At 42.6% G+C, this 25,004-nt stretch carries 28 protein-coding genes and 1 tRNA gene; 13 read left to right on the forward strand and 16 right to left on the reverse strand.

Translation table 11 applies throughout. From position 1 onward, the window contains the following. Positions 1-249 precede the first annotated feature (249 nt). The 8 genes from IDJ76_RS00715 to IDJ76_RS00750 all read right to left on the reverse strand — a co-directional run bounded on the left by IDJ76_RS00715 (position 250) and on the right by IDJ76_RS00750 (position 5,906). Positions 250-334, reverse strand: a tRNA-Ser gene (locus IDJ76_RS00715). A 90-nt stretch (positions 335-424) separates the two neighbouring features. Further along, positions 425-1,402 (reverse strand): YihY/virulence factor BrkB family protein, encoded by a 978-nt coding sequence (locus IDJ76_RS00720; RefSeq protein ID WP_191159705.1) that lies wholly within the window; start codon positions 1,400-1,402, stop codon positions 425-427. Between the two features lie 9 nt (positions 1,403-1,411). Further along, positions 1,412-1,819, reverse strand: coding sequence for an acyl-CoA thioesterase (locus tag IDJ76_RS00725; protein ID WP_191159707.1), 408 nt, complete (start codon positions 1,817-1,819; stop codon positions 1,412-1,414). Beyond that, positions 1,819-2,871 (reverse strand): endolytic transglycosylase MltG, encoded by a 1,053-nt coding sequence (gene mltG, locus IDJ76_RS00730; protein WP_191159709.1) that lies wholly within the window; start codon positions 2,869-2,871, stop codon positions 1,819-1,821. Before mltG ends, IDJ76_RS00725 begins: the two co-directional genes overlap by 1 nt. A gap of 21 nt (positions 2,872-2,892) precedes the next feature. Beyond that, the gene (locus tag IDJ76_RS00735; RefSeq protein WP_191159711.1) at positions 2,893-3,195 is read right to left on the reverse strand and encodes a rhodanese-like domain-containing protein; all 303 of its coding nucleotides are present in this window, start codon (positions 3,193-3,195) and stop codon (positions 2,893-2,895) included. Beyond that, positions 3,182-3,973: a PASTA domain-containing protein gene (locus tag IDJ76_RS00740; RefSeq protein ID WP_191159713.1), complete on the reverse strand. Its 792-nt coding sequence runs from the start codon at positions 3,971-3,973 to the stop codon at positions 3,182-3,184. The genes IDJ76_RS00735 and IDJ76_RS00740 overlap by 14 nt, the downstream gene beginning before the upstream one ends. A gap of 103 nt (positions 3,974-4,076) precedes the next feature. Beyond that, entirely contained in the window at positions 4,077-4,994 is a 918-nt protein-coding gene (locus IDJ76_RS00745) for a helix-turn-helix domain-containing protein (RefSeq protein WP_191159715.1), read from the reverse strand. A 12-nt stretch (positions 4,995-5,006) separates the two neighbouring features. After that, entirely contained in the window at positions 5,007-5,906 is a 900-nt protein-coding gene (locus IDJ76_RS00750; RefSeq protein WP_191159717.1) for an NAD(P)H-binding protein, read from the reverse strand. A 155-nt stretch (positions 5,907-6,061) separates the two neighbouring features. Here IDJ76_RS00750 and IDJ76_RS00755 point away from each other — a divergent pair, with 155 nt between their 5' ends. The 4 genes from IDJ76_RS00755 (at position 6,062) to IDJ76_RS00770 (ending at position 8,773) form a co-directional block, all read left to right on the forward strand. Continuing rightward, entirely contained in the window at positions 6,062-7,045 is a 984-nt protein-coding gene (locus IDJ76_RS00755) for a D-alanine--D-alanine ligase (RefSeq protein ID WP_191159720.1), read from the forward strand. A 22-nt stretch (positions 7,046-7,067) separates the two neighbouring features. After that, a complete protein-coding gene (locus tag IDJ76_RS00760; RefSeq protein ID WP_191159722.1) occupies positions 7,068-7,658 on the forward strand; it encodes a TlpA family protein disulfide reductase in 591 nt (196 codons plus the stop codon). A gap of 171 nt (positions 7,659-7,829) precedes the next feature. Further along, positions 7,830-8,285 (forward strand): DoxX family protein, encoded by a 456-nt coding sequence (locus IDJ76_RS00765; protein ID WP_191159724.1) that lies wholly within the window; start codon positions 7,830-7,832, stop codon positions 8,283-8,285. A gap of 191 nt (positions 8,286-8,476) precedes the next feature. Further along, a complete protein-coding gene (locus IDJ76_RS00770) occupies positions 8,477-8,773 on the forward strand; it encodes a hypothetical protein (protein ID WP_191159726.1) in 297 nt (98 codons plus the stop codon). A gap of 11 nt (positions 8,774-8,784) precedes the next feature. Here IDJ76_RS00770 and IDJ76_RS00775 read toward each other — a convergent pair whose 3' ends face one another. Both IDJ76_RS00775 and IDJ76_RS00780 read right to left on the reverse strand, forming a co-directional pair. Next, positions 8,785-9,384, reverse strand: coding sequence for a hypothetical protein (locus IDJ76_RS00775; protein WP_191159728.1), 600 nt, complete (start codon positions 9,382-9,384; stop codon positions 8,785-8,787). 15 nt (positions 9,385-9,399) lie between these two features. Further along, a complete protein-coding gene (locus IDJ76_RS00780) occupies positions 9,400-9,810 on the reverse strand; it encodes an acyl-CoA thioesterase (protein WP_191159730.1) in 411 nt (136 codons plus the stop codon). A gap of 317 nt (positions 9,811-10,127) precedes the next feature. Between IDJ76_RS00780 and rpsO the strand changes: the two genes are divergently transcribed. The 3 genes from rpsO (at position 10,128) to IDJ76_RS00795 (ending at position 13,112) form a co-directional block, all read left to right on the forward strand. Further along, on the forward strand, positions 10,128-10,406 hold the full coding sequence (rpsO, locus tag IDJ76_RS00785) for a 30S ribosomal protein S15 (RefSeq protein ID WP_191159732.1): 279 nt from the start codon (positions 10,128-10,130) through the stop codon (positions 10,404-10,406). Positions 10,407-10,537: 131 nt separating this feature from the next. Further along, positions 10,538-12,679 carry a polyribonucleotide nucleotidyltransferase gene (gene pnp / locus IDJ76_RS00790; protein WP_191159734.1) on the forward strand — a complete coding sequence of 714 codons (2,142 nt, stop codon included), beginning with the start codon at positions 10,538-10,540 and terminating at the stop codon, positions 12,677-12,679. Between the two features lie 160 nt (positions 12,680-12,839). Beyond that, the gene (locus tag IDJ76_RS00795) at positions 12,840-13,112 is read left to right on the forward strand and encodes a hypothetical protein (protein WP_191159736.1); all 273 of its coding nucleotides are present in this window, start codon (positions 12,840-12,842) and stop codon (positions 13,110-13,112) included. Positions 13,113-13,185: 73 nt separating this feature from the next. Here IDJ76_RS00795 and IDJ76_RS00800 read toward each other — a convergent pair whose 3' ends face one another. From IDJ76_RS00800 to IDJ76_RS00810, 3 genes are read right to left on the reverse strand one after another with little or no spacing between them, the layout of a single operon-like run. Next, positions 13,186-13,833, reverse strand: a complete 648-nt coding sequence (locus IDJ76_RS00800; protein WP_191159738.1) for a uridine kinase family protein — start codon at positions 13,831-13,833, stop codon at positions 13,186-13,188. Further along, a complete protein-coding gene (locus tag IDJ76_RS00805) occupies positions 13,826-14,815 on the reverse strand; it encodes a DPBB and LysM peptidoglycan-binding domain-containing protein (RefSeq protein ID WP_191159740.1) in 990 nt (329 codons plus the stop codon). Before IDJ76_RS00805 ends, IDJ76_RS00800 begins: the two co-directional genes overlap by 8 nt. A 21-nt stretch (positions 14,816-14,836) precedes the next feature. Further along, complete coding sequence (locus tag IDJ76_RS00810; RefSeq protein ID WP_191159742.1) at positions 14,837-15,598, reverse strand: DUF4905 domain-containing protein; 762 nt, start codon at positions 15,596-15,598, stop codon at positions 14,837-14,839. A 96-nt stretch (positions 15,599-15,694) separates the two neighbouring features. Here IDJ76_RS00810 and IDJ76_RS00815 point away from each other — a divergent pair, with 96 nt between their 5' ends. Continuing rightward, the gene (locus tag IDJ76_RS00815) at positions 15,695-16,174 is read left to right on the forward strand and encodes a Dps family protein (RefSeq protein WP_191159744.1); all 480 of its coding nucleotides are present in this window, start codon (positions 15,695-15,697) and stop codon (positions 16,172-16,174) included. Positions 16,175-16,291: 117 nt separating this feature from the next. Here IDJ76_RS00815 and IDJ76_RS00820 read toward each other — a convergent pair whose 3' ends face one another. Together IDJ76_RS00820 and IDJ76_RS00825 are read right to left on the reverse strand one after the other, a co-directional pair. Then, positions 16,292-17,758, reverse strand: a complete 1,467-nt coding sequence (locus tag IDJ76_RS00820; protein ID WP_191159746.1) for an OmpP1/FadL family transporter — start codon at positions 17,756-17,758, stop codon at positions 16,292-16,294. A 21-nt stretch (positions 17,759-17,779) separates the two neighbouring features. Then, positions 17,780-18,676 (reverse strand): hypothetical protein, encoded by an 897-nt coding sequence (locus IDJ76_RS00825; protein ID WP_191159748.1) that lies wholly within the window; start codon positions 18,674-18,676, stop codon positions 17,780-17,782. Positions 18,677-18,783: 107 nt separating this feature from the next. Between IDJ76_RS00825 and proS the strand changes: the two genes are divergently transcribed. The 5 genes from proS (at position 18,784) to IDJ76_RS00850 (ending at position 23,346) form a co-directional block, all read left to right on the forward strand. Continuing rightward, positions 18,784-20,256: a proline--tRNA ligase gene (proS, locus tag IDJ76_RS00830; RefSeq protein ID WP_191159750.1), complete on the forward strand. Its 1,473-nt coding sequence runs from the start codon at positions 18,784-18,786 to the stop codon at positions 20,254-20,256. A gap of 11 nt (positions 20,257-20,267) precedes the next feature. Continuing rightward, complete coding sequence (locus tag IDJ76_RS00835) at positions 20,268-21,476, forward strand: cystathionine gamma-synthase (protein ID WP_317173929.1); 1,209 nt, start codon at positions 20,268-20,270, stop codon at positions 21,474-21,476. An 82-nt stretch (positions 21,477-21,558) separates the two neighbouring features. Then, positions 21,559-22,419 (forward strand): TIGR02757 family protein, encoded by an 861-nt coding sequence (locus tag IDJ76_RS00840; protein WP_191159754.1) that lies wholly within the window; start codon positions 21,559-21,561, stop codon positions 22,417-22,419. A gap of 42 nt (positions 22,420-22,461) precedes the next feature. Continuing rightward, positions 22,462-22,689 carry a hypothetical protein gene (locus IDJ76_RS00845; RefSeq protein WP_191159756.1) on the forward strand — a complete coding sequence of 76 codons (228 nt, stop codon included), beginning with the start codon at positions 22,462-22,464 and terminating at the stop codon, positions 22,687-22,689. Positions 22,690-22,977: 288 nt separating this feature from the next. Then, on the forward strand, positions 22,978-23,346 hold the full coding sequence (locus IDJ76_RS00850; protein ID WP_191159758.1) for a DUF5655 domain-containing protein: 369 nt from the start codon (positions 22,978-22,980) through the stop codon (positions 23,344-23,346). 63 nt (positions 23,347-23,409) lie between these two features. Here IDJ76_RS00850 and IDJ76_RS00855 read toward each other — a convergent pair whose 3' ends face one another. After that, a complete protein-coding gene (locus IDJ76_RS00855; RefSeq protein WP_191159760.1) occupies positions 23,410-24,954 on the reverse strand; it encodes a DUF4394 domain-containing protein in 1,545 nt (514 codons plus the stop codon). Positions 24,955-25,004: the final 50 nt, after the last annotated feature.

The raw sequence follows: 25,004 nt of genomic DNA on the forward strand, positions 1-25,004 counted from the left end.
GGTTTTTTTAATAAGCGGGGAGTATGAATGTGAATCTTAGTTGGAATTTGCTTATTTCCAATAATTATAATATTAAAGTTGAATTTTTTGATTTATAGCGCTTTAGAAGCTTTCTGGAACCTGTTGTTTCGTTATGTTACATGTCACCAAAAGGATGCTATTTATAGTATATTTTGGATTGGTCTTAAAATAAAAAACGCCTTAAATGATGAATTTAAGGCGTTTTTAAATTGCTTGATATGCTATCAGCGGAGAGCTAGGGATTCGAACCCCAGGACCTGTTACAGTCAACAGTTTTCAAGACTGCCGCAATCGACCACTCTGCCAGCTCTCCGGGGACAAAAGTACAAATCCGGGGCGAATTGCCAAACCCGATGTTAACTTTTTTTAAATTAATTGTAATGGTTTGACAGTCATTGCCTTATTAGGGTTTCTGCTCCGTTTTCCGGGTGCGGAAAGTATTAAACCGGGGTTTTACGATGCGGATGGTGCGCTTGGAAAGGTCAACACTTGCGTTTAATTCAAAGCCGATGAGTAAAATAAGCGAGTTAAGGTAAAGATAAATCATCACTACGATAAGTGTACCAATGGTGCCGTATACTTTATTGTATGACGAAAAGTTGTTGGTGTAGTAAGTAAACCCGATTGAGGTTACTATAGCCAGCGAAGTAGCCAGTATCGAGCCCGGGTTAATAAATTTCCATTTCTGTTTATTAGACGGGCCGTATCGGTACAGGATGCAAACGCTTACAAAAAATATCACCAGGATAATGAGCCATTTAGTTAAAGCGATAAGGTATGACCAAAAATGTGCCTCGCTCCCAAACTGGTCTTTAATAAATTCAATGACCGTTTGCCCGGCTATCATGATAACGATAGCGATTAGCAGGGCGATGCTTATAGTAACCGTTAGGATAAGTGCTATGAGTCGCCTTTTTAGCCATGTACGCGTCTCTAATATTAAAGACGACTTGTTGAACGCCTGCATAAGGTTACTTACTCCATTTGTCGCAAAATACAGGGCCGTTATAAAACCGAAGGAAAGTAATTTACCGTTTTGGATCTTTACAATTCCTACAATGGTCGACTTAAAGGCATCGTAAGCATTGGTTGGCATGATCAGTCCAAATAAGCTCAATAAATCATCCTGAAAATGATTGATGGGTATGTAAGCGATCAGGGTAAATAAGAAGATTATTGCCGGGAATAAGGCAAGCATAAAGTTATATGCCAGTGCTGCCGCGCGGTTAGTTAACGACGTTTTTTGGATCTCCTCTATAAAGAACACTACCACCGTATATAGTGGCAACGGACGGAAGCCGGGGATGTAGACAGCTTTAGCCCAATCTGTTATATATTGGTAAAATTTAAAGCGGTTGAGGATGCGGTGAGCCCATTTCATTACCGCAAATTACTCAAAAAAAGGCATCAGTTTGTCAATAAATTCTTGTGGGGGTAAACAGGGCCGGTTAGTTTTCATATTGATAAAAGCTAACAGTGTTTCGCCGATGTGTATCAATTCTTCCTGCTCGTTATAAAGGTCATACTTAAAATGGATCTTAACGCCGGGCATTTTGGCCATGGTTACATTGATAGTGATCTCTTCATCGTACCGTGCGGGTTTCAGATATTTGCAATGCATCTCTAAAACCGGCATCATAATACCTGAGGCTTCCATCCCGGCGTAAGTAAGGCCAAGGCTCCGCAGCATCTCCACACGGCCCACCTCAAAAAATTCGGCGTAGTTACCGTAGTACATGTACCCCATCTGGTCGGTTTCGCCGTAGCGCACCCTCAATTTAGTGGAATGGGTAAACATTAGCGTTTAATGTTTCTATCATTTAAAGCCTGTTGCCATTTACGGGCGTTTACTTTATGCTCGGCCTCGTTGATTGCGAAGTTGTGGTAGCCTGAAAAATCTTCTTTAGCGCACATGTAAATGTATTCGCTCTTTTTAGGGTCAAGCACTGCCTTAATTGCATTTACAGATGGCATCATCACCGGGCCCGGAGGCAGGCCTTTGTATAAATAGGTATTATATGGTGAATCTTTCACCAGGTATTTATTAAGCACCCGTTTGATAGTAAAGTCATTCATAGCAAAAATAACGGTAGGGTCGCTTTGCAGCTTCATCCCTTTTTGGAGCCGATTGAGGTATAACCCGGCAATAGCAGGCATTTCGTCATCATGCAAAGCTTCCGCGTCGACTATCGAGGCTAAAACGGATACTTCCTGCGGGTTTAAGTTTAAAGCTGCCGCTTTTTGCTTACGTTCTGCCGTCCAGAATTTTTCATAGTTGGCATACATCCGCTTAAAGAATTTCTCGGGCGTGGTGTTCCAGTAAAACTGGTAGGAGTTAGGGATGATGATCGTATAAATATTATCGCGGGTAAAACCATACTGCTCCGCAAATTTAGCCGAGTCGAGGTATTTGATAAACGACACGGAATCGGGCTCTAATTTTTTTGATACGAAACCGGCGAATTGCTCCTTCAACCTTAAATTATGAAAAGCCACCGTTACAGGCTCCTGCGTGCCCGATTTTAGCATATTGATTAGGCTACGGTTGCTGATGCCCGCCTTTAGACGGTACTTACCCGGTTTTACATGGGTAATGTATTTCATATTATGCGCGGCCCACATAAAGGTGGTGGTATCTTTAACTATGCCCTGCTCGCGAATGGTTTTGTACACTTCGTCAAAGGTGGCATCGGTGTGGATGTACAGATACCCCTGCTTATCAGTAACATTAGGGCCAAATAAGCGCAGATAATAAAATATACCGGTACCGGCAAGGGCCAACACTACGATAACGACCAGTGCGATAATAAATTTCTTGAAGGTTCCTGATGACGAATTTTGGGATGTCATATCAATTGGGGAAAGTTGTGTTTACTTTTTAATTTTATGCAGAGCCTTTAACCCGCCGGTTAGGTTAAGCACATGGTTGTAACCGTTTTGACTGAGTATGTTTACAGCTGCTTCACTTCGGATGCCTGCACTGCAAATAACGATTATCTCGTCCTTTTTGTTGTACCGAAGCGTGGTTAAGTTATCGGCCAGCTTTGCCACGGGAATATTTTGACCACCAATATTAAAAGTATGGTATTCAATTACCTCTCTAACATCAAGCAGGTTAAAAATTTCGCCGTTGCCCATCCGCCGCTGTAATTCTGCTGCACTAATTTGGAACATTTGGTGCTTTGCCTTGTGAAACGGTAAGGTTTATACGGGTGCCTATACTGGTTTTGCTGGTGCTATCACTCTTCATCGGCGACTGCGAAACCACCGTGACGTTGGTGCTATCGGTTATGCTGCCTTCATAAGTTATAGTGCCTATAGTTAAGCCTGCACCTTTAATAGAAAATTTGGCGGCATCCAGGTCAAGGTTGATCAGCTCGGGGATATCAACTTCGCTTGCGCCTTCACCGTTACCCAAAACCAGGTCAAGCCGCGAGCCCTTTGGTAACTTAGTGCCCGGCTTAATTACCTGCCCGTTAAAGCGTACCTCTAAAATGCGGTCGCGGGCTATGTCGCTTCGGTAGGTGGTGTCGCCAATTTTTAAGCCGTAGTTGGATAGGGTAGCCACCGCTTCGCGATATATGCTTTGCTCGGTTATCAGATCGGGCAGGGATACGTTTGGTGCCAATTGCGTTACCATGGTTAAGTATATGGTACGGCCTTCTTTTACATTAGTGCCGGCATCAGGGTCTTGCTCTACAACAGTGCCTGGGGCTTCATCTGGTACATAAACACTGTCAATTTTAATGTTAAAACCCTGTTCTTTTAAAGTAGCCAGGGCCCGGTCAATATTTTGTCCTTTAAGTTTTGGAACCGGGATGCCCTCACCATGGCGGGTGTAATAACCCAGGCTAAAAAAGGCGATCAATACCACGCCGATAACGGAAGCGATAACCAATAAAATGGTGTTTCTGAATTGCCTTGTTTTTAAATAAGCCCCTAAATTACTCATACCGATAGATCAAAAAATTACAACCAAACATAGGGAATAATTTCGGATTTCAGATTTTCGATTTCGGATTTACCGTTTAGATAGACTGTTTACCGGGGGCTTATCAATTAAACGATGCCCGGAATTCAAGTGGCGATAATTCGGTTTTTGTTTTGAATAATTTACTGAACGACTGTGGGTGTTCAAACCCTAACTGATAAGCTATTTCGCTTACAGAAAGGGCAGTAGTAGAAAGCTTTTGCTTTGCCTTTTCGATAAGGTAATTATGGATGTGCTGCTGCGTACTTTGGCCGGTCAGGGTTTTAAGTGAGCCGCTTAGGTAATTTGGCGATACATTTAATGCGTTAGCAATATGTTGAACGCTGGGTATGCCTTTTTCCATCAGGCTATCATTTTCAAAATAATCTTTTAGGATAGTTTCCAACCTGTCGAGCAGTTGGTGGTTGGAAATTTTGCGGGTGATGAATTGCCGGTGGTAAAACCGGTCCGAGTAGTTGAGCAGGAGCTCTATTTGCGCGATGATAATGTCCTGACTAAATTGATCTATGTTAGCATGATATTCGCTGTGGATGTTTTGCATAATGCCGTCAACAATGGTTTCTTCCTTGTCTGACAGGAACAGCGCCTCGTTTACGGAATAATCAAAATATTCATAGTTTTTTACGGTTTTGGCTAAGGCCGTATTCCATAAAAAATCGGGATGGAACAGCAGCATCCACCCCGATTGATTTATTTGCGTTTTGCGGTCAACCTCCAGCCTTAAAACCTGGCCGGGCGCCATAAAGAACATCGTGCCTTCATCAAAATCATATTGCTGCTGCCCATACTTCATCTTTACATTGAAGTTTTTTTTCATAGCAATAGAGTAAAAATCCTTTATCACAGTCACTTCTCCGGCGGGCATTTCATTAACGTCCTTCAAATTGATTACGCTCACCAATGGGTGCTCCGGCTTGGGCAAACCCCTGAACTGATGAAATTCGCTGATCGTTTTAATGCGGAAAGGAGGTGTGGCAGCCATATGACAAAGTACTTATTTTTGATAATAAACAGTGGCAAATTCTTTTGCAAAATCTGCAAGCTTTACCTTACCCATAACAGCAGGTTTGTTGCGGTTATAATCTTCGGCCAGTAAACCATTGTAAAGGCTGCCGTACATTTCAACCAACCCAGCAGCAATACGTTCATTCATTCCCACGGCTATCAGGCCATTAAGCACTTCGTCGCTGCTTACCAAAACCCATTTCAAGTCGGGCAGGCCAATTGCAGCCCCCAACGTTTTTGCTGTTTCATTACCACTAAGTTCCTCGCTGGCTACATAACGTACGTTGCGACCGGGACGGGCGGCCTCCAGTTCTTCAAAAATAGCCTGTGCAATGTCGGTTGGAGATACCCATGGAATAATGCTTTCCGCACCGTAATTCTGGGCGATTACACCGTTTGCTTTGATCGCATAAATGTAAGGTAGTAAATTGTAGTAGAAAGATGTAGGGCGCATGTGCACAATGTTAATCTCCGCAGGTAGTTTATTCAGGATCTGTTCTACATCATGAGCACCGATCAGGATGCCTGATCCCTGCTCAAGATGTGCGCCGATCGTGCTCAGGTTCACCACTTGTTTAACGCCCGACGCTGCGATGGCCGTTGCGTAGTTGTGACCAATGGTGTGGTAATGGGCCGGTAGATCCAGTTCCTGGTCAAAGTAATCCGCCGGTGGTACCATGGTGTAAACCGCATCTGCGCCGGTAAACGTGGCGGTTAAAAAATCAGGATTGTTTAATGAGCCAATGGCGGCTGTTGCACCTATGACTTCAATTTCTTGTTGTTTATCGGGGTTGCTGGTAATAACCGTTACGGTGTGGCCGTTTTGCAGCAACTGTTCGGTCAGCGGTTTACTAATGTGTCCTAATGAACCTGTTACGATGATCTTCATATTGTTTTGTTTTGATATTACAAAGGTGCAACGATGCAAACAAGCGGAAGTATCCAAATCTACTATTGTTGTAGCCTAAATGAAGTATATCGGTATTTAGATAATGTTTGTTGCAAACGCTCCCCCGAAACCAAAAAAAACTATCTTTGAACACTATGGAACCTATCAACGTAGCCCTTTTGGCCGGAGGCTTTTCCGGCGAGTATGAAGTATCTATCAACAGTGCCAAGAACATTGCTGCTAACTTAGATGCAGGTAAATATAAAGTGTACACTATCCTTATTAACCGTGATGCCTGGATCTATGAAGCTATAAGCGGAACTGTTAACGTAGATAAAAACGATTTCAGCATAACCGTAAACGGCAAAAAAATCAAGTTTGATTTTGCATTTATTACGGTGCATGGCACTCCCGGCGAGGATGGTAAACTGCAGAGCTACCTTGACCTGATAGGAATTCCCTACAACACCTGCGATGCTACTACATCGGCCATTACCATGAACAAAGCTTACACCAAAACTTTGGTACATGGCATCCATGGGTTAAACACGGCCAAATCTATCCAGTTGCATCAAAAGGACAGGCACGATACGGCCACCATCGCCTCAACTCTAAAATTCCCGCTGTTTATTAAGCCTAATAACGGTGGCAGCAGCGTAGGGATGAGTAAGGTTTATAACGTAGGCGGTTTGCAGGAAGCTATCGATAAGGCTTTTCACGAAGACCCGCAGATCTTGATAGAGGAATTTATCAAAGGGCGCGAGTTTAGCATTGGTATTGTCCGTTTAAACGGCCATATCAAAGTATTGCCAGCTACTGAGATACTAACTACTAAAGATTTTTTTGACTACGAAGCCAAATATACTACCGGCGTAACCAATGAAGTTACCCCGGCTGATCTGCCCGAAACCAAGAGCCAGGAGATTGCCGAAATAGTGACCCAGGTTTATCTCCGCTTAAATTGCCGAGGTATGGTGCGGGTTGATTTTATTTTGCTGGAAGGTACGCAGGAGTTTTATTTTATAGAGATCAATACCACGCCCGGACAATCGGCCAATAGCCTGATACCGCAACAGGTAAGGGCGATGGGCATGAGCGTATCTGACTTTTACGGGCAGATCATTGAAGGTACGCGGTAAAGCTATTTTATTACTATAATCGATGACCGAGAATCCGGCACCTAAAAAATGGTTTTCCAAAAGTAACATCGGCAACGTGTTGTTTTTCGCTGCTATACTCACTATACTTTTTGTGCCGGGTGCGCGGTCGTTGGTTACCCGCGGTTTAATGGCTGTAGGCTTCTTTCAGCCTAAAACAGAACAAGCTGTAAAATTAACAGCCGTGCCGGATGTAGCTTTTAACGATGCGACAGGCAGATCTGTTAACCTGTCATCATTAAAGGGTAAAGTAGTATTCATTAACTTTTGGGCTACCTGGTGCCCGCCATGTTTGGCCGAGCTGCCGTCTATCGATGCGCTTCATCAAAAGTTATCTGCCAATCCCGGAATTGTATTTTTGATGGTTGACGTCGATAATCAACTAAATAAATCAATGCCTTTCATTAAAGACCACGGGTATAATTTACCGGTGTACGGTGTGGCAAGCGATATCCCGTCAGAGCTGGTGGGCCAATCGATCCCTACAACCGTTGTAATCGATAAAAAAGGAGAGATGGTTTTCCATCACGAAGGAGTGGCCGATTACAGCGGCGACAAGTTTGAGCAGTATTTGCTGAAGCTGGAAAGCCAATAGCCCATTGTCAATCCCGCGGCATATTGCCGGCTGCATCTGAAATAGTAAACTAATCCGGTTATAAATTGTCTACATTTATGTAATCAACCTTTAACCTTATAAATATTCTTGTTACCGGCATAATGGTGGGATCCGTTTGGCAGCGCCTCTTAGCATTTTAAAATATTTGTTATGAAAATGATAAGTAAGTTAGAGGATTGGGGCGACAGGCACCACCCTAAATTAGTAGATGTAATACGAATAGTTTTAGGCGCGTTCCTGCTTTTTAAGGGCTACCTCTTCTTCCACAATATGCCTTTCCTGCGCGACCTGATCATTGATGCAAAGCTTGTCGATCTGTCGACAGATACGATAACAGCTCTGCTTTATTATGTAACGTATGCGCACATGGTAGGAGGGACGCTCATACTTTTTGGATTGGTAACCCGGTTGGCTTCGCTTATCCAAATTCCGATAGTGGTGGCCGCAGTATTTGTGGTGAACATCCCAAACAAGGCCGTAAATTCCGAGTTGTGGCTGTCTGTTGTAGTGCTCACTTTATTACTGCTTTTTGTTATAATAGGTTCAGGGCCAATATCTTTAGATAAACTTTTAACAAATGATGAAAAAAATACTTCGTTAAGATAAAAGATTTAACTAAAGTAAAAAGGGCCTCATTATCAAGGAAATGGCTTTTTTCCCTGTTGTTAACAAAAGTGGAAACTGGCTGTTAATAAATTGACAGTGAGTTTTTTACAATTGGTTTGGTTTTTGAAAAGGGAAAGTTGTAACGCATTAAACTGTTACGTAACGGTTATCCAAAACAAAAAGGCCACATCATGAATGCTTCAAAAAATATCGCCCGTAAGTTAAGTAACGCACTTACTCTTAGGGTTATCGAGCTACACAGCAAAGGTTACACAGACGATTACATGCCAACGGCAGATCACAAATTACAATGTATACAGGATAGTTTGGATTTCGCGGTTGAAGACCTGGATATCCAAATTATCGATCAGCAATTTGACCAGCTGAGCAAGAGCTATAAATATATTCATACCATTGAAACGATCAACGGCAGCAAAGGCCTGATGATCACCGATTTTATTTGTACTAAAGGGTTCTTGATGAACTAAAGGCGATTGCGTTATTGAGTTATAAAAACCGCAGTAGAGTCTATAATTTGAGGATCACTCTGTGCTACAAGTTCAATCTGGTTTTCAAATGATTTGATATCGCTTGGCGATACGGCGTTATACGTGAACCTTCCGTTACTCATCCGACTCCAACGAAAAAAACTTATGTATTTAATTAGCTTGCTTTTGTCAAGAAAATAATAATAAACTTTCAAACAGAAGATGGATTGATTCCTCTCAAAAACCTTTTTTGGTAATGTTATCTCGGGCTGAGAAACTAAATCGCCAATTAAATCAGAAGGACCAAGCGTATAATCGTATTTAAAAAATGCTTTCGCCTTGTCGTACGCAAGCAATTCCATATTATCTATCGATACCGGCGTTTTGCCAAAGTTCATTAGTTGAAATCTAACTTCCACACTACTATTTTTGTATCTCGCATCGACATCGGCGATGAAAAACCTTGGCTTGTCAATAAACTCCTGCTGCAAATTTGTGTGAATCGATGCTCTAAATGCTTGATATGAGAAGAACAATGTAATAGAAATAGAAAGCACAGTCAACCAAAGTTGAATGTTAGTTAAATGTATTAGTCGATCTTTATTTCTCAATGTTTAATTTTGTTATTATATCTGGTAGTGCTCGATAACATCATTAGGTACTTTAGCTCCGCGGCCGTTGGCCATGTCTATCATCACGTAATCGAAGTAGCCGTCGCAGCATACCTTTTTGGTGGCTTTATTAGTTATAGTGAAACTTACCCGGCAGCCCTTGTCATTAATGCTGTCGATGCCGGTTCGCACTAAAAAGTAATCGCCCATTACCAGGGCGCGTTTATAGTCCATATAAACAGCGCGCACCACCCAGCCAAAACCACGTTTCATAAACTCTTCCATGGCCATGCCATAACAGGTATCCATTTGTTCGTAACGCGCGGCAAGCACGTAATCAAAATACTTACTGTTGTGAACGTGCTGAAACATGTCGATATCATCGGGGCGCACCCGGTGCTCGGTTTCGAAAGTGGAGTAACTCATTAAGTCAAAAATAGAAAGTTAAAAGTAAAACGGAAATAAACCTTTGATTGTTTTATCGCTGATATTGCGTTAAGGATAGTATCGGATACCGGCCCATGGCTAAAGCCTGTGTAGTATAAGCAGACAGCCCCGGCCGCAGGCAATGCCATTAACATAATGCGATTAAAACATCAATTCTGACAATTCCTTTAAGGACCAACCCGACGACCTACTATCCGCTTACGACCAATTTTATTTCTCATTTTTAATTTTGATTTAAAACCTTATCTTTGCGCCACAATTAATCAAATTATTTACACTTTAATATTATTCACGTAATGTATTTAAGTAAAGAAGCAAAGGCAGAGATCTTTGCAAAACACGGTAAAAGCGAATCTGATACCGGTACAACAGAAGGACAGGTAGCATTATTCACTTACCGTATCGCACATTTAACGGGTCACCTGAAAAAGAACAAACATGATTTTTCAACCCAGTTATCACTGCAAAAGTTAGTAGGTAAACGCCGCGGTTTGTTGGCTTACTTATTCAAAAAAGATATTAACAGGTACCGTGCTATCATCAAAGCGTTAGCGCTTAGGGATATCATCAAATAACCTTACTGAATACTCTTTAAAAAGCCGTCCGCATTTTGCCAGACGGCTTTTTTACATTTGAAACAATATACACACACATAAAAAAACCGATGCGCTCCGAAAGATGAAAAGCGCATCACAAAACAAAAAAGATGAGTTTAAACGTAATTAAAAAGGTAATCGATTTAGGTGACGGCCGCACCATTGAGATCGAAACCGGTAAGTTGGCCAAACAAGCCGATGGTTCTGTAGTAATAAAAATGGGTGATACCATGTTATTAGCTACTGTAGTATCATCGCAGGAAGCAAAAGAAGGAATTGACTTTTTACCGCTTTCTGTAGATTATCAAGAAAAATATGCTTCTACCGGCCGTATTCCCGGTGGGTTTTTACGCCGCGAGGCCCGTTTGTCAGACTATGAGGTTTTGATCTCCCGTTTGGTTGACCGTGCATTGCGCCCAATGTTCCCTGAAGATTATCACGCTGATACCCAGGTAATGATCTCTTTAATATCTGCAGATAAAGATATTATGCCTGATTGCCTTGCAGGTTTAGCTGCATCAGCCGCTTTAGCTTGTTCAGATATTCCTTTTAATGGTCCTATATCTGAAGTACGTGTAGCTAAGGTTGACGGTCAGTTAGTTATTAACCCAACTTTAACCCAGCTTAAAACAGCAACTTTAGAATTCATTGTTGCAGGTAGCGAGCATGACATCAACATGGTGGAAGGCGAGAGTGCCGAGATCCAGGAAGAAGAATTGGTTGAAGCCATTAAATTTGCACATATTGCTATTAAGGTACAGTGTTTAGCTCAAAAGGAGTTAACTGCTGAATTGAATAAGACTGTTAAACGTGTTTACAATCACGAGCACAGTAACGAAGAGCTTAAAAAAGCTATATACGCAGCCACTTACGATCAGGTTTATGCTATTGCAGGTGCTGCATCCGGCAAAGATGAGCGTGGTGCTAAATTCAAAGAAGTTAGAGATGCATACATCGCAACTTTAGGTGAAATTGATGATATCACTAAATCATTAGCTAAAAAATACTATCACGATGTTGAGTACGATGCTATCCGTAACCTTGTATTAGACGAAGGCAAACGTTTAGATGGCCGTACAACTACACAGATCCGCCCGATATGGAGCGAAGTTGGTTATTTACCATCTGCTCACGGTTCTGCTGTATTTACCCGTGGCGAAACGCAGGCATTAACCACAGTTACCTTAGGCGCTAAGGATGATGAGCAAATGATTGATGGTGCGTTCATTAACGGTTATCAAAAATTCCTATTGCACTACAATTTCCCTGGTTTCTCAACCGGCGAAGTTCGTCCTAACAGGGGTGCCGGCCGTCGCGAGATTGGTCATGGTAACTTAGCAATGCGTTCATTAAAACGTGTTTTACCTGCCGAGGATGAAAATCCTTACACTATCCGTATCGTTTCTGATATTTTAGAATCTAACGGTTCATCATCAATGGCTACGGTTTGTGCCGGTACATTAGCTTTGATGGATGCAGGTATCAAAATCAGTAACCCGGTATCAGGTATTGCTATGGGTTTGATCACTAATGAAATGGGTACTAAATACGCTATCCTTTCTGATATTTTGGGTGATGAAGATCACTTGGGTGATATGGACTTTAAAGTTACTGGTACTAAAAACGGTATCGTTGCTGTACAGATGGACTTGAAGATAAACGGTTTATCTTACGAAGTTTTAACTAACGCGTTAAACCAGGCTAAAGATGGTCGTTTACATATCTTAGGCGAAATGGCTAAGACCATGACTGCACCACGTGAGGACTACAAACCACACGCTCCGCGTATCGTGATGATCAAAATTGATAAAGAATTCATTGGAGCAGTTATTGGCCCCGGTGGCAAGATCATTCAGGAGATGCAACGCGAAACAGGTGCTACCATCTCTATCGAAGAAAAAGACGGTCAGGGTATCGTTCAGATCTTTGGTGATAATAAAGATGCTATCGACCAGGCATTGAGCCGCATCCGCGCCATTGCTTCTAAACCAGAAGTTGGCGAAATATACGAAGGTAAAGTGAAATCAATTATGCCGTTTGGTGCATTTGTTGAGATCATGCCGGGTAAAGATGGTTTGCTGCACATATCAGAAATTGATCACCGCAGAATTGAAACTATGGATGGTATATTTAACGTTGGCGACGAAGTACGCGTTAAGTTACTCGATGTTGACAAGCAAGGCAAACTAAAACTTTCGCGTAAAGTTTTGTTGCCTCGCCCGGACAGCAACAAACCAGCTGAGAATAATTAATCGGTTGTAAATGTTTAAATAGCAAAACCCTCTAAAAGAGGGTTTTGCTATTTAAACTATATTTTTTTCAGAAAAGTAAAACAAAATCAAAGGTGTGCTGGTATGGTATAGTTAAGTGTAACTATAGAGCATACATTCTAAAGCCGGTCAGATATTGCAAATGACATCTACTTCTACTAATGATCCTTTAGATTTTTTGAACAATAGCCCAGGCCTGCCGGGTGGCCAGCAGGCTGACCTGATACAAAAGCTATTGTACGAAATTATAAGGGTTAAAGAATTGATCACCTATTACGACTCTATCCCCAACGGAGCAGGTCAGCTCGGCTCGTCTATACTTAACGAACTGGTTACCGAAGCCTATAACTCTCTTGTGAATTATGATACTGTTTTAATGAAAAAGTATTACGATTTGTTGCTTAACTGCGATTAAGTTATCGTTTAGTAAATTGTGATTTAGCAACTTGTTGAATAATTGTTTTTCACTACTCACTACTCACTACTCACTACTCACTACTCAACCCAAAAACTTTTTCTCTTAATTCCTGCGAAATTTCGTCGGTAACTTTAAAGATATCATCTGCCACCGTGCCGTTATTGATAATGATCTTGGCGCAGCGTTCGCGGTGTGGCAGCAAGTACTCTTTATAAGCCGGTACCACGTGGTTTACCCATTTGTAGTATGCGTCTTCGTTTGAGTAGCCACGTTCGGCCAGGTCGCGTTTTAGGCGGCGTTGCAGGGCGATGTCTTCATCAGCTTCGATGAAGATGGTCATGTCAAGGTCATTCGCTATTTTTTGGAAGTGGAGGATGAACAGGCCTTCCACAATAATTATAGGTGCAGGCTTTATCTCCAGTATTTTCGGAATAATATTAGGATTATTAAAGGTATACTCCTTTTGATAAACGGTTTCCCAACGCATCAGTTTGCTAATGTCGCTTTCAAAAAGATCGGCGTCGATCGTGCTCGGAAGATCAAAGTTGTAGAACTTATTTTCTTCTTTGGTCATGTTATGCGCCACCGGGATATAATAGTCGTCTTGAGATACCAGGCAAACCTCTGCCTCAGTAAAGTGCGCCAAAAAGCTTTTTAAAAAAAAGGTCTTGCCAGATCCGCTTCCACCGGCAACACCAATCACATAAGGTTTATTCATTCGGAGTACCGTAGCTAATATTTACATGAAAACGTTTGTCTAACGCGCCTAATGCCTGTGCAACGTTTTTTGTCACTACAATTATAGCATCTTTATTTGATTGATTATCTGCAAAGCGGCCAACCACCTTTGCAAAGGTAGTTTTATTGTTCATGGGATTGGTTATGCGCATCACTGTGCCAATAGGGGCGGTACGGTGCAAAACAAGTGTTTTGTTAGGGTCAAGGCTGGTATCGTCTATCCAGGTAGCAACACCTTTTTCATTCTTTTCAAACAATCCATATTTACTAACTGGAATATGGCGGCCAAGGCTGTCTGGAGATACGTAGGTCGAATCCCGCTTAACCATGGTACTATCAATTGCAGCGACAGGGGTCGTTGGAGTAGGTGCAGGTACACCGCTGCGTACCTGTAATACCTGGCCGGGTACAATGGTCGATGTCAGTTTGTTTATAGTAGTGATATCTTCTACCGTAGTGCCAAAACGTTTAGCTATAGAGTAAAGCGTTTCTCCCTGCGACACCTTATACTGTTGAACGGTAATACCGCCTGCATTACTATTAGCAACCTCTTGCGCAGTTTTCTGCTCCACAGGCTTTTGCGCGGGCGGCGTAACCGTTACAGGTTGCTGTGCAACGGGTTTGGTTGGTACAGGCGCTTGCTGTACCGGTGGGGTAGCCGGTTTAGTTGGAGGTACTTGTGCAGGGTTGGTGGTATTCTCAACTATGGACCGTTCGGTTGGCACTTTAATAATAGCACCTATGGCCATCTTAGCGCCCTTGTTAAAATCAATGATCACCTTTGGGCTTACACCGTATTTACGACCGATAGAATAATAATTGTCTTTTGGGTCAAGCTTATGCAGAATTACTTTTTTTCCGTTAAGGTTCTCAACACCTATAGAATCTACAACAACGTTTGCATAAATAGAGGAGGATAAGGCGAGCAATATTGTAGATAATAACAGTATTTTAAATTTCATAATAACTTATTAATCAGTAATTTATAGGTTTAAAACCTTTATTTCGGCTTTGTTTTTAATGTATATCAAAGCATTTTTATGTAATACAAACGCCTCAGGTTGCAGTTTTTGTATATCGGTATTCAATAAATCCCGGTAAACAATATTGGTGCCCTGCATAATCAACAGGTGATGTTGCAATACCCCTTTTTTTTGCGTGTGCAAAGATACAATTCTGTAATTATTGTGGTTATGGTAATGTACCATATTTCCGAAGGCATTGGCAGGGACTATTCCGGCGGGCATCTGATCTGCAGTTGTTATACCGGGTATGACTATATTATTTGGTAATGGTTTATCCTGTAACACGTCAAAAGGGCGTTTCACATCGCCAGTGTGGATATCCAAAAGCAATAACTTTTTATTTTGAAACGCAGTTTGATAAATCACAGGGCCGTTAATGCTCATGTGGTCAAAGGCAATGGCATAGTTGCTCCATATATTTGCAGATGTTGTTGCGTTGATAGCAATTACGCCCTGATGTTCAGGACCTGTATCATTCTTGTAATGATGCAACAGCAAAACATTATTATAAACAGCCTCGATACCGGTAAGCCACCTTTCCTGTGTTTTATAGCCCGTGAAATGGATATTGCCAGTTTGCAGACCAATAGCGGTGAAGGTTGTTAATTTATCCTGCACATTGCGAACTTCGGCCATCAGTGTGCTGTTCAATTCATCGATCTCCAGGCGCCAAATGGTTCCGTTTAAACTGTGCGAAATAAATGGTTGCAGCATTGTCATAAAGTGTGCAAATATGGGGTATTAATATTAAAAGTAATTAGGTTTGATGAACAATGCTCGGCAAACGGTGTTATCACAAAAAACAATACATACATCATGGACGCAAAAGAAATTAGCTTAGAAGAAGTAAAAGTAAAACCGGTTGTAGATCACCTGAATGATCTGTTGGCCAACTACCATATCCATTACCAAAAACTACGGGGCTGTCACTGGAATGTGAAAGGTAAAAGCTTTTTTACGCTGCACGTAAAATTCGAAGAATTATATACCGTGGCACTTACCACAATTGATGAGTTGGCAGAACGCATACTTACTTTGGGCAAGCCGCCATACAGTACGTTTAACGATTATATAACCGAATCTACCCTTAAGGAGATCCAAACTATTGGACTAAAAGATACCGACATGGTTAGGGCACTGATAGAAGACATGGCTGCTTTAATTGAAATGGAGCGGGCAATATTGGATATTACTGCCGATGCCGGCGACGATGGTACTAATGATATGGTGAACCGCTTTATGCAGTTTAAAGAAAAAAATACCTGGATGCTGCGGTCTTTTGTTAATGAAGATTAATTGATTTCGAAGTTTTGATTCATTAAATACACTTTAACATAAAGTAAAAAAAGGCGATGAGTTATTCATCGCCTTTTTTATTGAGTAAGATTATGTCGCAAATCTTACGATCAAATCCTAAAAACGGTATCCGAAAGTCAAATAACCGTTATTTGTTGCCCTATTCAAAAAAGCACCGGGGCTGGTTGCTCCAATATCATAAGGGAATACGGTTTGATTCCCGGTTACATGCGTGTAGGTAGCATCAACATAATAAGCACCTAAACGTAAACCAATACCACCACTTGCAGTTTTGATATCGCTGCCGTTGTTTTTGCGGGCATCACCTTGTATGCCATAACCGCCGCGTAATAAAAACACACTGGTTAAACGTGCTTCAGCACCAATATGGGCATTCACGGTAGATCTGTATAGATTTTTTATATCCGCATTATCGCCATTAGCGTTAAAATCTGAATTGCTGCTAATATGTGCGCTGCTATAATCAACATACTCTACATCGCCACTGATGAAACCAAATTGTTTAATAAATATAGCTGCGCCCCCTGCAACCTTAAGCGGCGTGCGGAAATTATAATTTAAAGTATAATTCTGCGGGCCATCACTATAACTGCCATTGTTGGTGATATTAGTAGCCAAACCTTCGCTGTACGTATCATCTACATTATAGAAGGTAGGTGATGTAATAGTTGCGCCTAAACGCACAGCTTCAACAGGTTTGTAGATCAAGCCCAACCTTGCTGCGAAGCCTGTACCTCTTGTAATTTGGTCTTGAGAGTATGCCGAACTGTAAGGACGATTAACAGCACCGGCTGTTTCTAAAATCGATGCCGTGCCATCTTCGTAAAACGTGCTTGACGAGTTGTAACGCAAATTGGTAAAACTTACACCTAAACCAATATAAAACTTATTGCTGTAGTTTGCACCCATTGAAAAGTCGACTGCCGATTGGCCACCCGTACGGCTGGTAAAGCTTTCCTGGTTTACACCACCAACGGTATTGCTTTGATAAGTTGGGTTAGCAACGCCATAAAGATCTATCAGGTTTTGGCCATAAGCCCAACCCGCTAAACCATTACTCACACCGAATGAATTAGCCTGATTGGCATAATAATTATTAATATTATTATTTGTGTTAGCACCGCCGTAATGGATGTTTTCGGCAAAATCGTTAGTACGGTTGTAAGCCGCGCCATAGTTAACACTTAACCACCCTTTATCTTTATCCGCACCGCGCGGCTTAACTAATTGATTATAAATTACAAATGCTGCGTGATTAACATTGCCCGAGTTTTTAGTATCAGTAATTGTTTGACCCTGGTAAGTGGCCTTAACTTTAGATCCGTTAAATTCTGGCGTGAGGCTTAATTCAGATTTGGTAAAAAAGCCCAGGCCAGCGGGGTTGCCGCTAACCGAACTTAAGTCGCCACCTACAGCCGTGCCTGCATTACCGATAGCCTTGATTCGTGCGGTAGAGCCCGTTTGCCCGCCCGAAAAACGGATAACGTCTTGCGAGTATTGGGCAAAGCTATTTTTTGTAACTGCTACTATAGCAATTACAGTGAGTATATATTTTATTTTCATAATGATAGGTTGATGTTAAAATTAAGGTCGTACCGGTCTGCCACCACCACCGCCGCCTCCTCCGCTATAACCGCCGCCGCCGCCAGATGATGGTGGAGAGTACGATGGCTGAGATGGACGTTGCACACTCGTAGGCTCGGGCCGTGGTTGATTATATTGCGGACTGCTATTTCTAACAGGGCGCGTTGCCGTACCCTGCGAACCGCCATAGCTGTTGTAAGATGGCCTGCCGTTACCATAAGATGCCGGAGGACTGCCCGCACCAGCCCTTGCAGGCCGGCCAGAATAATAGCCGCTTGTACCAACAGCTGCTGCAGTACCACCGTACGCAGTACGGCCTACGCCAATTGTGCTGCCCGGGCTGCCGTTACCCCTGTTAGGGCGCGGCCCATAAGTGTTATTTGCAGATACAGGGCCCCAATAGCCTCCGCCGCCGATGCCACCATAACCGGTACCCCAGTAAGAGTATGGATATCCATAACCTCCGCCGTACCCGTAGCCACCATAACCGTAACCACCGTATCCATAGCCTAAGCCAAAACCAAGGCCATAGCCAAAACCACCGTATCCATAACCTAAGCCAAAGCCATATCCGCCGCCGTAACCCAAACCAAAGCCGCCACCGTAGTACGGGCTATAGGCGTAGTCATAATACCCGAACGGCGAGTAATAAGAAAAACGATTGATGCGGGATGCATAATCGTCATAGTAAAAATAATCTTCATCGTCGTTGGTGTCGTCCTGGGCATCCTGTCGATAAGCCTGTTGGCGGGCAACGTATTCAGGTTCTTCGGCTGCTGTTGCTTTTGAATAATATACATCATCACCGTTTTGGTTTGATGCCAGTTTGTTTACGGAGCAGGAACTCAGCAGCACGGCGCTGATCAAAATAATTCCTTTAATAAGGTTCCTTTTCATTTTTGTAAAGGTGTAAAAGTTCAAGGTTCAAATAAACGTATAAATTTATAAATTTGGCGGTTACTAAGTATTAATATAAAGTCAAATTCTATTCCAAAATAAAGTGTATGAGCAAAGGTGTTATCAGTAAAGACGAAGATTATTCGCAATGGTTTAACGACTTAATAATTAAATCTGACATGGCCGAGTATTCGCCGGTTAGAGGGTGTATGATCATTAAACCGTACGGCTATTCTATATGGGAAAAAATACAAGCCGTGCTCGATAAAATGTTCAAAGAAACGGGGCATCAAAATGCCTATTTCCCACTGCTCATTCCAAAATCCTTCTTCTCTAAAGAAGCCAGCCACGTAGAAGGCTTCGCTAAAGAATGTGCGGTTGTTACACATTACCGCCTCAAAAACGATGGCGAAGGTAATATTATTGTGGATGAAGACGCTAAATTAGAAGAAGAGCTGATTATCCGCCCAACTTCAGAAACGATTATCTGGAATACGTACCGCGGGTGGATACAAAGTTACCGCGATTTACCTATTTTGGTAAACCAGTGGGCCAACGTAATGCGCTGGGAAATGCGTACCCGTTTATTTTTGCGCACCAGCGAATTTTTATGGCAGGAGGGGCATACTGCTCACGCCACTGCCGAAGAAGCTGTAGCAGAAACTGAACAAATGTTAGATGTTTACGCCAACTTTGCCGAAAACTGGATGGCGCTGCCGGTAGTAAAAGGCCGTAAAACGGCTAACGAACGTTTCGCAGGTGCATTAGATACCTATTGTATTGAAGCGTTAATGCAGGACGGAAAGGCGCTGCAGGCCGGTACCTCGCACTTTTTGGGGCAGAACTTTGCAAAGGCCTTTGATGTTAAATTTACCACCAGGGATAATAAGCAGGATTTTGTTTGGGCAACCTCATGGGGCGTATCAACCCGTTTGATTGGTGCATTGATCATGGCACACTCGGATGATGCTGGGTTAGTACTGCCACCAAAACTGGCGCCTATCCAGGTTGTTGTTGTGCCTATTTACAAACATGAAGAGGAACTGGAGAACATCACCAAATTTGTTGATGCTTTAACCAAAGAGCTGCGTTCAAAAGACATCAGTATTAAATTTGATAAGCGTGATACCCACCGCCCCGGCGCAAAATTTGCCGAATATGAGTTGAAAGGTGTGCCTTTGCGCGTAGCCATAGGCAGCCGTGATATGCAAAACGGAACCGTTGAGTTGGCCCGCCGTGATACCAAAACCAAAGAAACTGTCAACCAGGAGGGACTCGCCGCGCACATAGAAGCCTTGCTGGAAGAAATCCAGGCGAATATCTACAAGAAGGCTTCAGATTTCCGCACGGAAAATACGACAGAAGTGGATACCTACGAAGAGTTTAAACGCATGTTGGATGAGCAGCCGGGTTTTATATCGGCCCATTGGGATGGCACGCCGGAAACAGAACAGCGGATAAAAGATGAGACTAAGGCAACAATCCGTTGCATACCTTTGGACAATAAACAGGAAGAAGGCAAATGCATCCTGACGGGTAAGCCGTCGACACAGAGAGTGCTATTTGCGAGAGCCTATTAATTTGGTGCGGGGTGCGAAGGAGTAGAGAGCGGTTTAATGCACTTCGTTCCCGCACTTCGCACTCCAATCATTTTACCAACATGAAATTCGGAACAAAAGCAATACACGCAGGGCAGGAGCCCGATCCAACTACAGGCGCTATCATGACGCCCATCTATCAAACCTCTACCTACTGGCAAAAATCGCCGGGTGATAATAAGGGTTATGAATACTCGCGCGGTACCAACCCAACCCGCAAGGCGCTGGAGGATTGTTTGGCCGCTTTGGAAAATGCAAAATACGGTTTGGCATTTTCGAGCGGCATGGGTGCTACGGATGCGGTTATGAAGTTACTGGCCCCTGGTGATGAAGTAATTACAGGAAACGACCTTTACGGAGGTTCGTACCGGATCTTTACCAAGATCTATGCTAATTATGGAATCAAGTTCCACTTTTTAGACCTAAGCAACCCAGATATCATTAACGAATATGTGAATGATAAAACCAAAATGATCTGGATAGAAACGCCTACCAACCCAACAATGCAAATTGTGGATATTGCGGCGGTTGGAAAGATCAGCAAAGCCAATAATCTGCTTTTTGTGGTTGATAATACCTTCGCATCACCTTACCTGCAAAACCCGATAGATATGGGTGCCGACGTAGTAATGCACTCGGTTACCAAATACATCGGCGGCCACAGCGATGTGGTGATGGGTGCCTTGATGCTGAACGATGAAGAGCTTTACAAAAAGCTTTGGTTCATTTATAACGCCTGCGGCGCTACTCCCGGGCCTATGGATAGCTTTTTAGTATTACGGGGTATTAAAACCCTGCACCTGCGTATGAAGGCGCATTGCGAAAACGGGCGTGCCGTTGCGGCGTTTTTGAAGGATCATCCACGGGTTGAGAAGATCTACTGGCCGGGTTTCCCTGATTCTAAAAATCATGAGGTTGCCAAAAAGCAAATGCGCGATTTTGGTGGTATGATCTCAATTGTTTTAAAAGATGCTTCGCTGGAAGATACCTACCGCATTGCTGGTTCATTTAAAGTATTCGCACTGGCCGAATCATTAGGTGGCGTAGAATCATTAATCAATCACCCCGTAAGCATGACACACGGCTCAATCCCCAAAGCCGAGCGTGATAAAGCGGGTGTGGTGGATAATTTGTTGCGCCTAAGCGTAGGGGTAGAGGATATAGAAGATCTATTAGAAGATTTAAAACAAGCGTTAGCGTAAAAACAAGATGTCAGAATCAGGAGTCAAGAAATAAGACGGCAGTTGGTCTTGATTCTTGACTCTTTTTTCTTTATTCTAACCTATGAACGATAATCTCAAAGCCTTCCTCGACGCCAAAGTTGCCCAATATAATCGCCCCGAGTTTATTGCCAACGATCCGATTGTAATCCCGCACCTGTTCGGCAAAAAACAAGATATTGAGATCATGGGTTTTTGGGCTGCGACATTGTCCTGGGGCCAAAGGGTTACCATCATCAACAAGTGTAAAGAGCTCATTACACTAATGGATGGGGCGCCTTATGACTTCATCATCAACCACCAGGAACCTGATCTGAGGAAACTGCTGCATTTTAAGCACCGTACTTTTAACGATATCGATACACTGTATTTTATTTCGTTTTTCAGGCAGCATTACGAGCGGTTTGATAGTTTGGAAGAGGCCTTCAATCCTCTAAATAAATTTGTCATTCTGAACGATAATAAAGAATCTAATAGCGAATACGCCCTTCGACAAGCTCAGGGTGACAAATCAATTGGGGCTGAAGCGGCTCTAAATCATTTCCGCTCTTATTTTATCTCCCTGCCCGACTTTCCGAACCGGACAAAAAAGCATGTGTCGTCGCCATTACAAAAATCAACCTGCAAACGGCTGAATATGTTTCTGCGTTGGATGGTAAGGAAGGACAATCAAGGCGTAGATTTCGGCATCTGGAACAAACTCAGACCTGCCGACCTGATTTGTCCCTGCGATTTGCATGTTGACCGTGTAGCCCGTCACCTTAAACTCATCACCCGAAAACAAACCGATTGGCAAACTGCGGTTGAACTTACCGATAATTTGAAACAGCTTGACCCCGCCGATCCCGTAAAATATGATTTCGCTTTGTTTGGTTTAGGGATAGAGCAACGTTGGGGAATAGATGGCATCTTGCCGGAACTTTAAAAATTATCGCCATTATTGAATTTATGTTTTGTAAATTTGGTTATGACCACTTTGACGGTAAATATTATAGACGAAAAAGATCTATCCGTTTTACAGGAAATACTAAATCGGTTTGGCTTAACATATAAAGTTGATAGCGGATCAGATCATATATTTTCTAAATCTGAAATAGATTCATTATTACAAACCCGGCAGGATTATGTGGAGGGTAAAACCACCGCTCGTGAATGGACTGATATTGAAAGAGATTTGAACAGTGCCTTCAATTAAGTTAGTTAAACGGGCCGAATTGGAGCTTTATGATGCCTGCGATTGGTACTAAAAGCAGCAAAAAGGACTTTCTTTAAGATTGAGAAAAGAAATTCGTGCTACCTTGGTGCTAATTGAGTTTAACCCTAATCTATATGCTCAGAGATATAATACAGATTTTCACTTTGCACCCTTAGATAAATTTCCTTTTATAATTGTTTACTGGTTTGATAAAGGCTTGAATATAGTATTTATTGCTTCGATATTTCACAGCAAACGTAACCCCGACGAATTTGAGCTGTAATTATTATGGAACCGGGAAGCGAAAAGGAGTTATCATCGTTTTTAAATGGCAAAAGCGAATACGCGCTCATGCTGTTTTATCATTTTGTAGAACAGTTTGAAAATATCGGCGAAATCTGTGTTGAGCCAACTAAAACGATGATAGGCATATCCAACAGTCATAAGCGCATTGCCTGGGTTACACAATTAGGTAAGAATTTTATTCACGTGGTTTTCCCGTTTAAGCAGGAGTATCCCGATAACCTTTGTTTTCAAAAGGTAGGCCAGGTGCCGGGACAAAAACAATTTAACCATCATTTCAGAATGTATTCGCCCGAAGATTTGAATGACGAAGTAATAGGTTTTATAAAGCTGACTTACGCCGAAGAACAATAACCTGGATAAAAAAATAGCCCCGAGCTTTCGCTCGGAGCTATCCAAATTAACTGATCTAAAATCTTAGAAACCTAAGCCTAATGTAAACGCACTTACATTACCTGCAAGTGTTGCACCAGGTGTTGCTGCACCTGTGGTTAAATTGATCGTATAAACTTTTGTAACACCACCCACGGTTAATAAGGCATAAGCTGTTCCACTGGTACTGCCAATGTCAAATCCGTTAGCTACAGAAGAGGTAACGCCCAACGCACCTACAGAAACAAGGGTACCATTATTAGGCGGGTCTTGTTTATATAAAATGCCTGCTGCTGCGTCAATATCATATAATACGGTGGTAGTAGCACCTGAAAAGTTGTTGGTGTAGGCTGCTGAAGTAACCACAGGCCCAACAGGGTTAATGTTGCCATCTATAGCAGCAACCGTTCCATCAATAGGGTTAAGCCTTAAGTTTTGCCCTAAGTTGCTAATCACACGGATGCGGTCAACTGTTGGGTTAAAGTCAAAGCCAAAGCTGGTACCAAGTAATGGCGTGGTCAGGGTACCGATACCCACTTGGGTAGCCAGGCCAGATGATGCATTGATGGTATATAACCTGCTGGTACTGCCTATAGCATATAACTGTCCGTTAACCGGGCGGAAATCCATTCCCAGGATAGTTTCACCAGTTTGTGTACCTGTAATGGCTTTTAATACAGGTGATGGGTTTGCAGGGTTAAATATTACCAATTCATTGTTAGTGCTCACTGCGTATGCAACAGGCTCTGTAGGGATAGCCATTGCAATGATGTTACCCGGTAACGTGCCCGAAATACGGGTTGCCTTACCGCTGGTTAAGTCAATTGTATAAAGGCCTTGTTTGCTGGCTACAGTCATAATAGCCAAAGCAGCTGAACCGTCGGGATTAATGTCAAACCCACCGGTGGCTTCGCCGTTTACAGTTAGCGAACCAACTTCAACCAATTTACCATCATTTGGCGGGTCTTGTTTATATAGTTTATCGTCATTTAAGTTGATATCATATAAAATAGTAGCGGCAGACCCTGCACGGTTACCTGTGTAAGCCACTGCGCTAATGCCAGGGTTTGTAGGGCCGTTAATATTACCGTCGGCTGTTTGTACTAAGCCTGTTTCAGGGTTTAAGCGTAAGTTTTGCAGGTTGTAACCTACGTATCGGATCCTGTCAACAGTTGGATTAAAGTCGAAACCTGCACCGTATATCGAGGTAGTAATTGCCGGGGTAAAAGGTGTTGTGCTAACTGCACGTGCTACGCCTGTTGCCGTGTTAATAATGTAAATACGGCTTGCGCTGCTCAAGGCATAAAGCTGCCCGGTTGCCGGCCTAAAATCCATACCTACCAAAGTTTCGCCGGTCTGCAGGCCGCTTATGGTGGTTGTTGCTACTACAGTAGCAACACTTTTTGCATTAAGTGTTAACAACTGGTTAGTCGCGGTTAACGCAAAGAAATTAACGTCCGGTCCGGCAGTTTCCGGTTGTGTAGTATCTGTTGGGAAAGGGCCCTGGTCGTTTTTGCAGGCCGATGTTACTAAAATTATAGCTGCGGTACATACCAGTACCAGCCTTTTTAAAAGATTAAATGTTGTCATGATAGATTTTTATTTACAATAATGTTAATGTTGGCACGAGGCCGGCTTTT

The organism is Mucilaginibacter glaciei (genome assembly GCF_014773245.1).
Classification (GTDB): domain Bacteria; phylum Bacteroidota; class Bacteroidia; order Sphingobacteriales; family Sphingobacteriaceae; genus Mucilaginibacter; species Mucilaginibacter glaciei.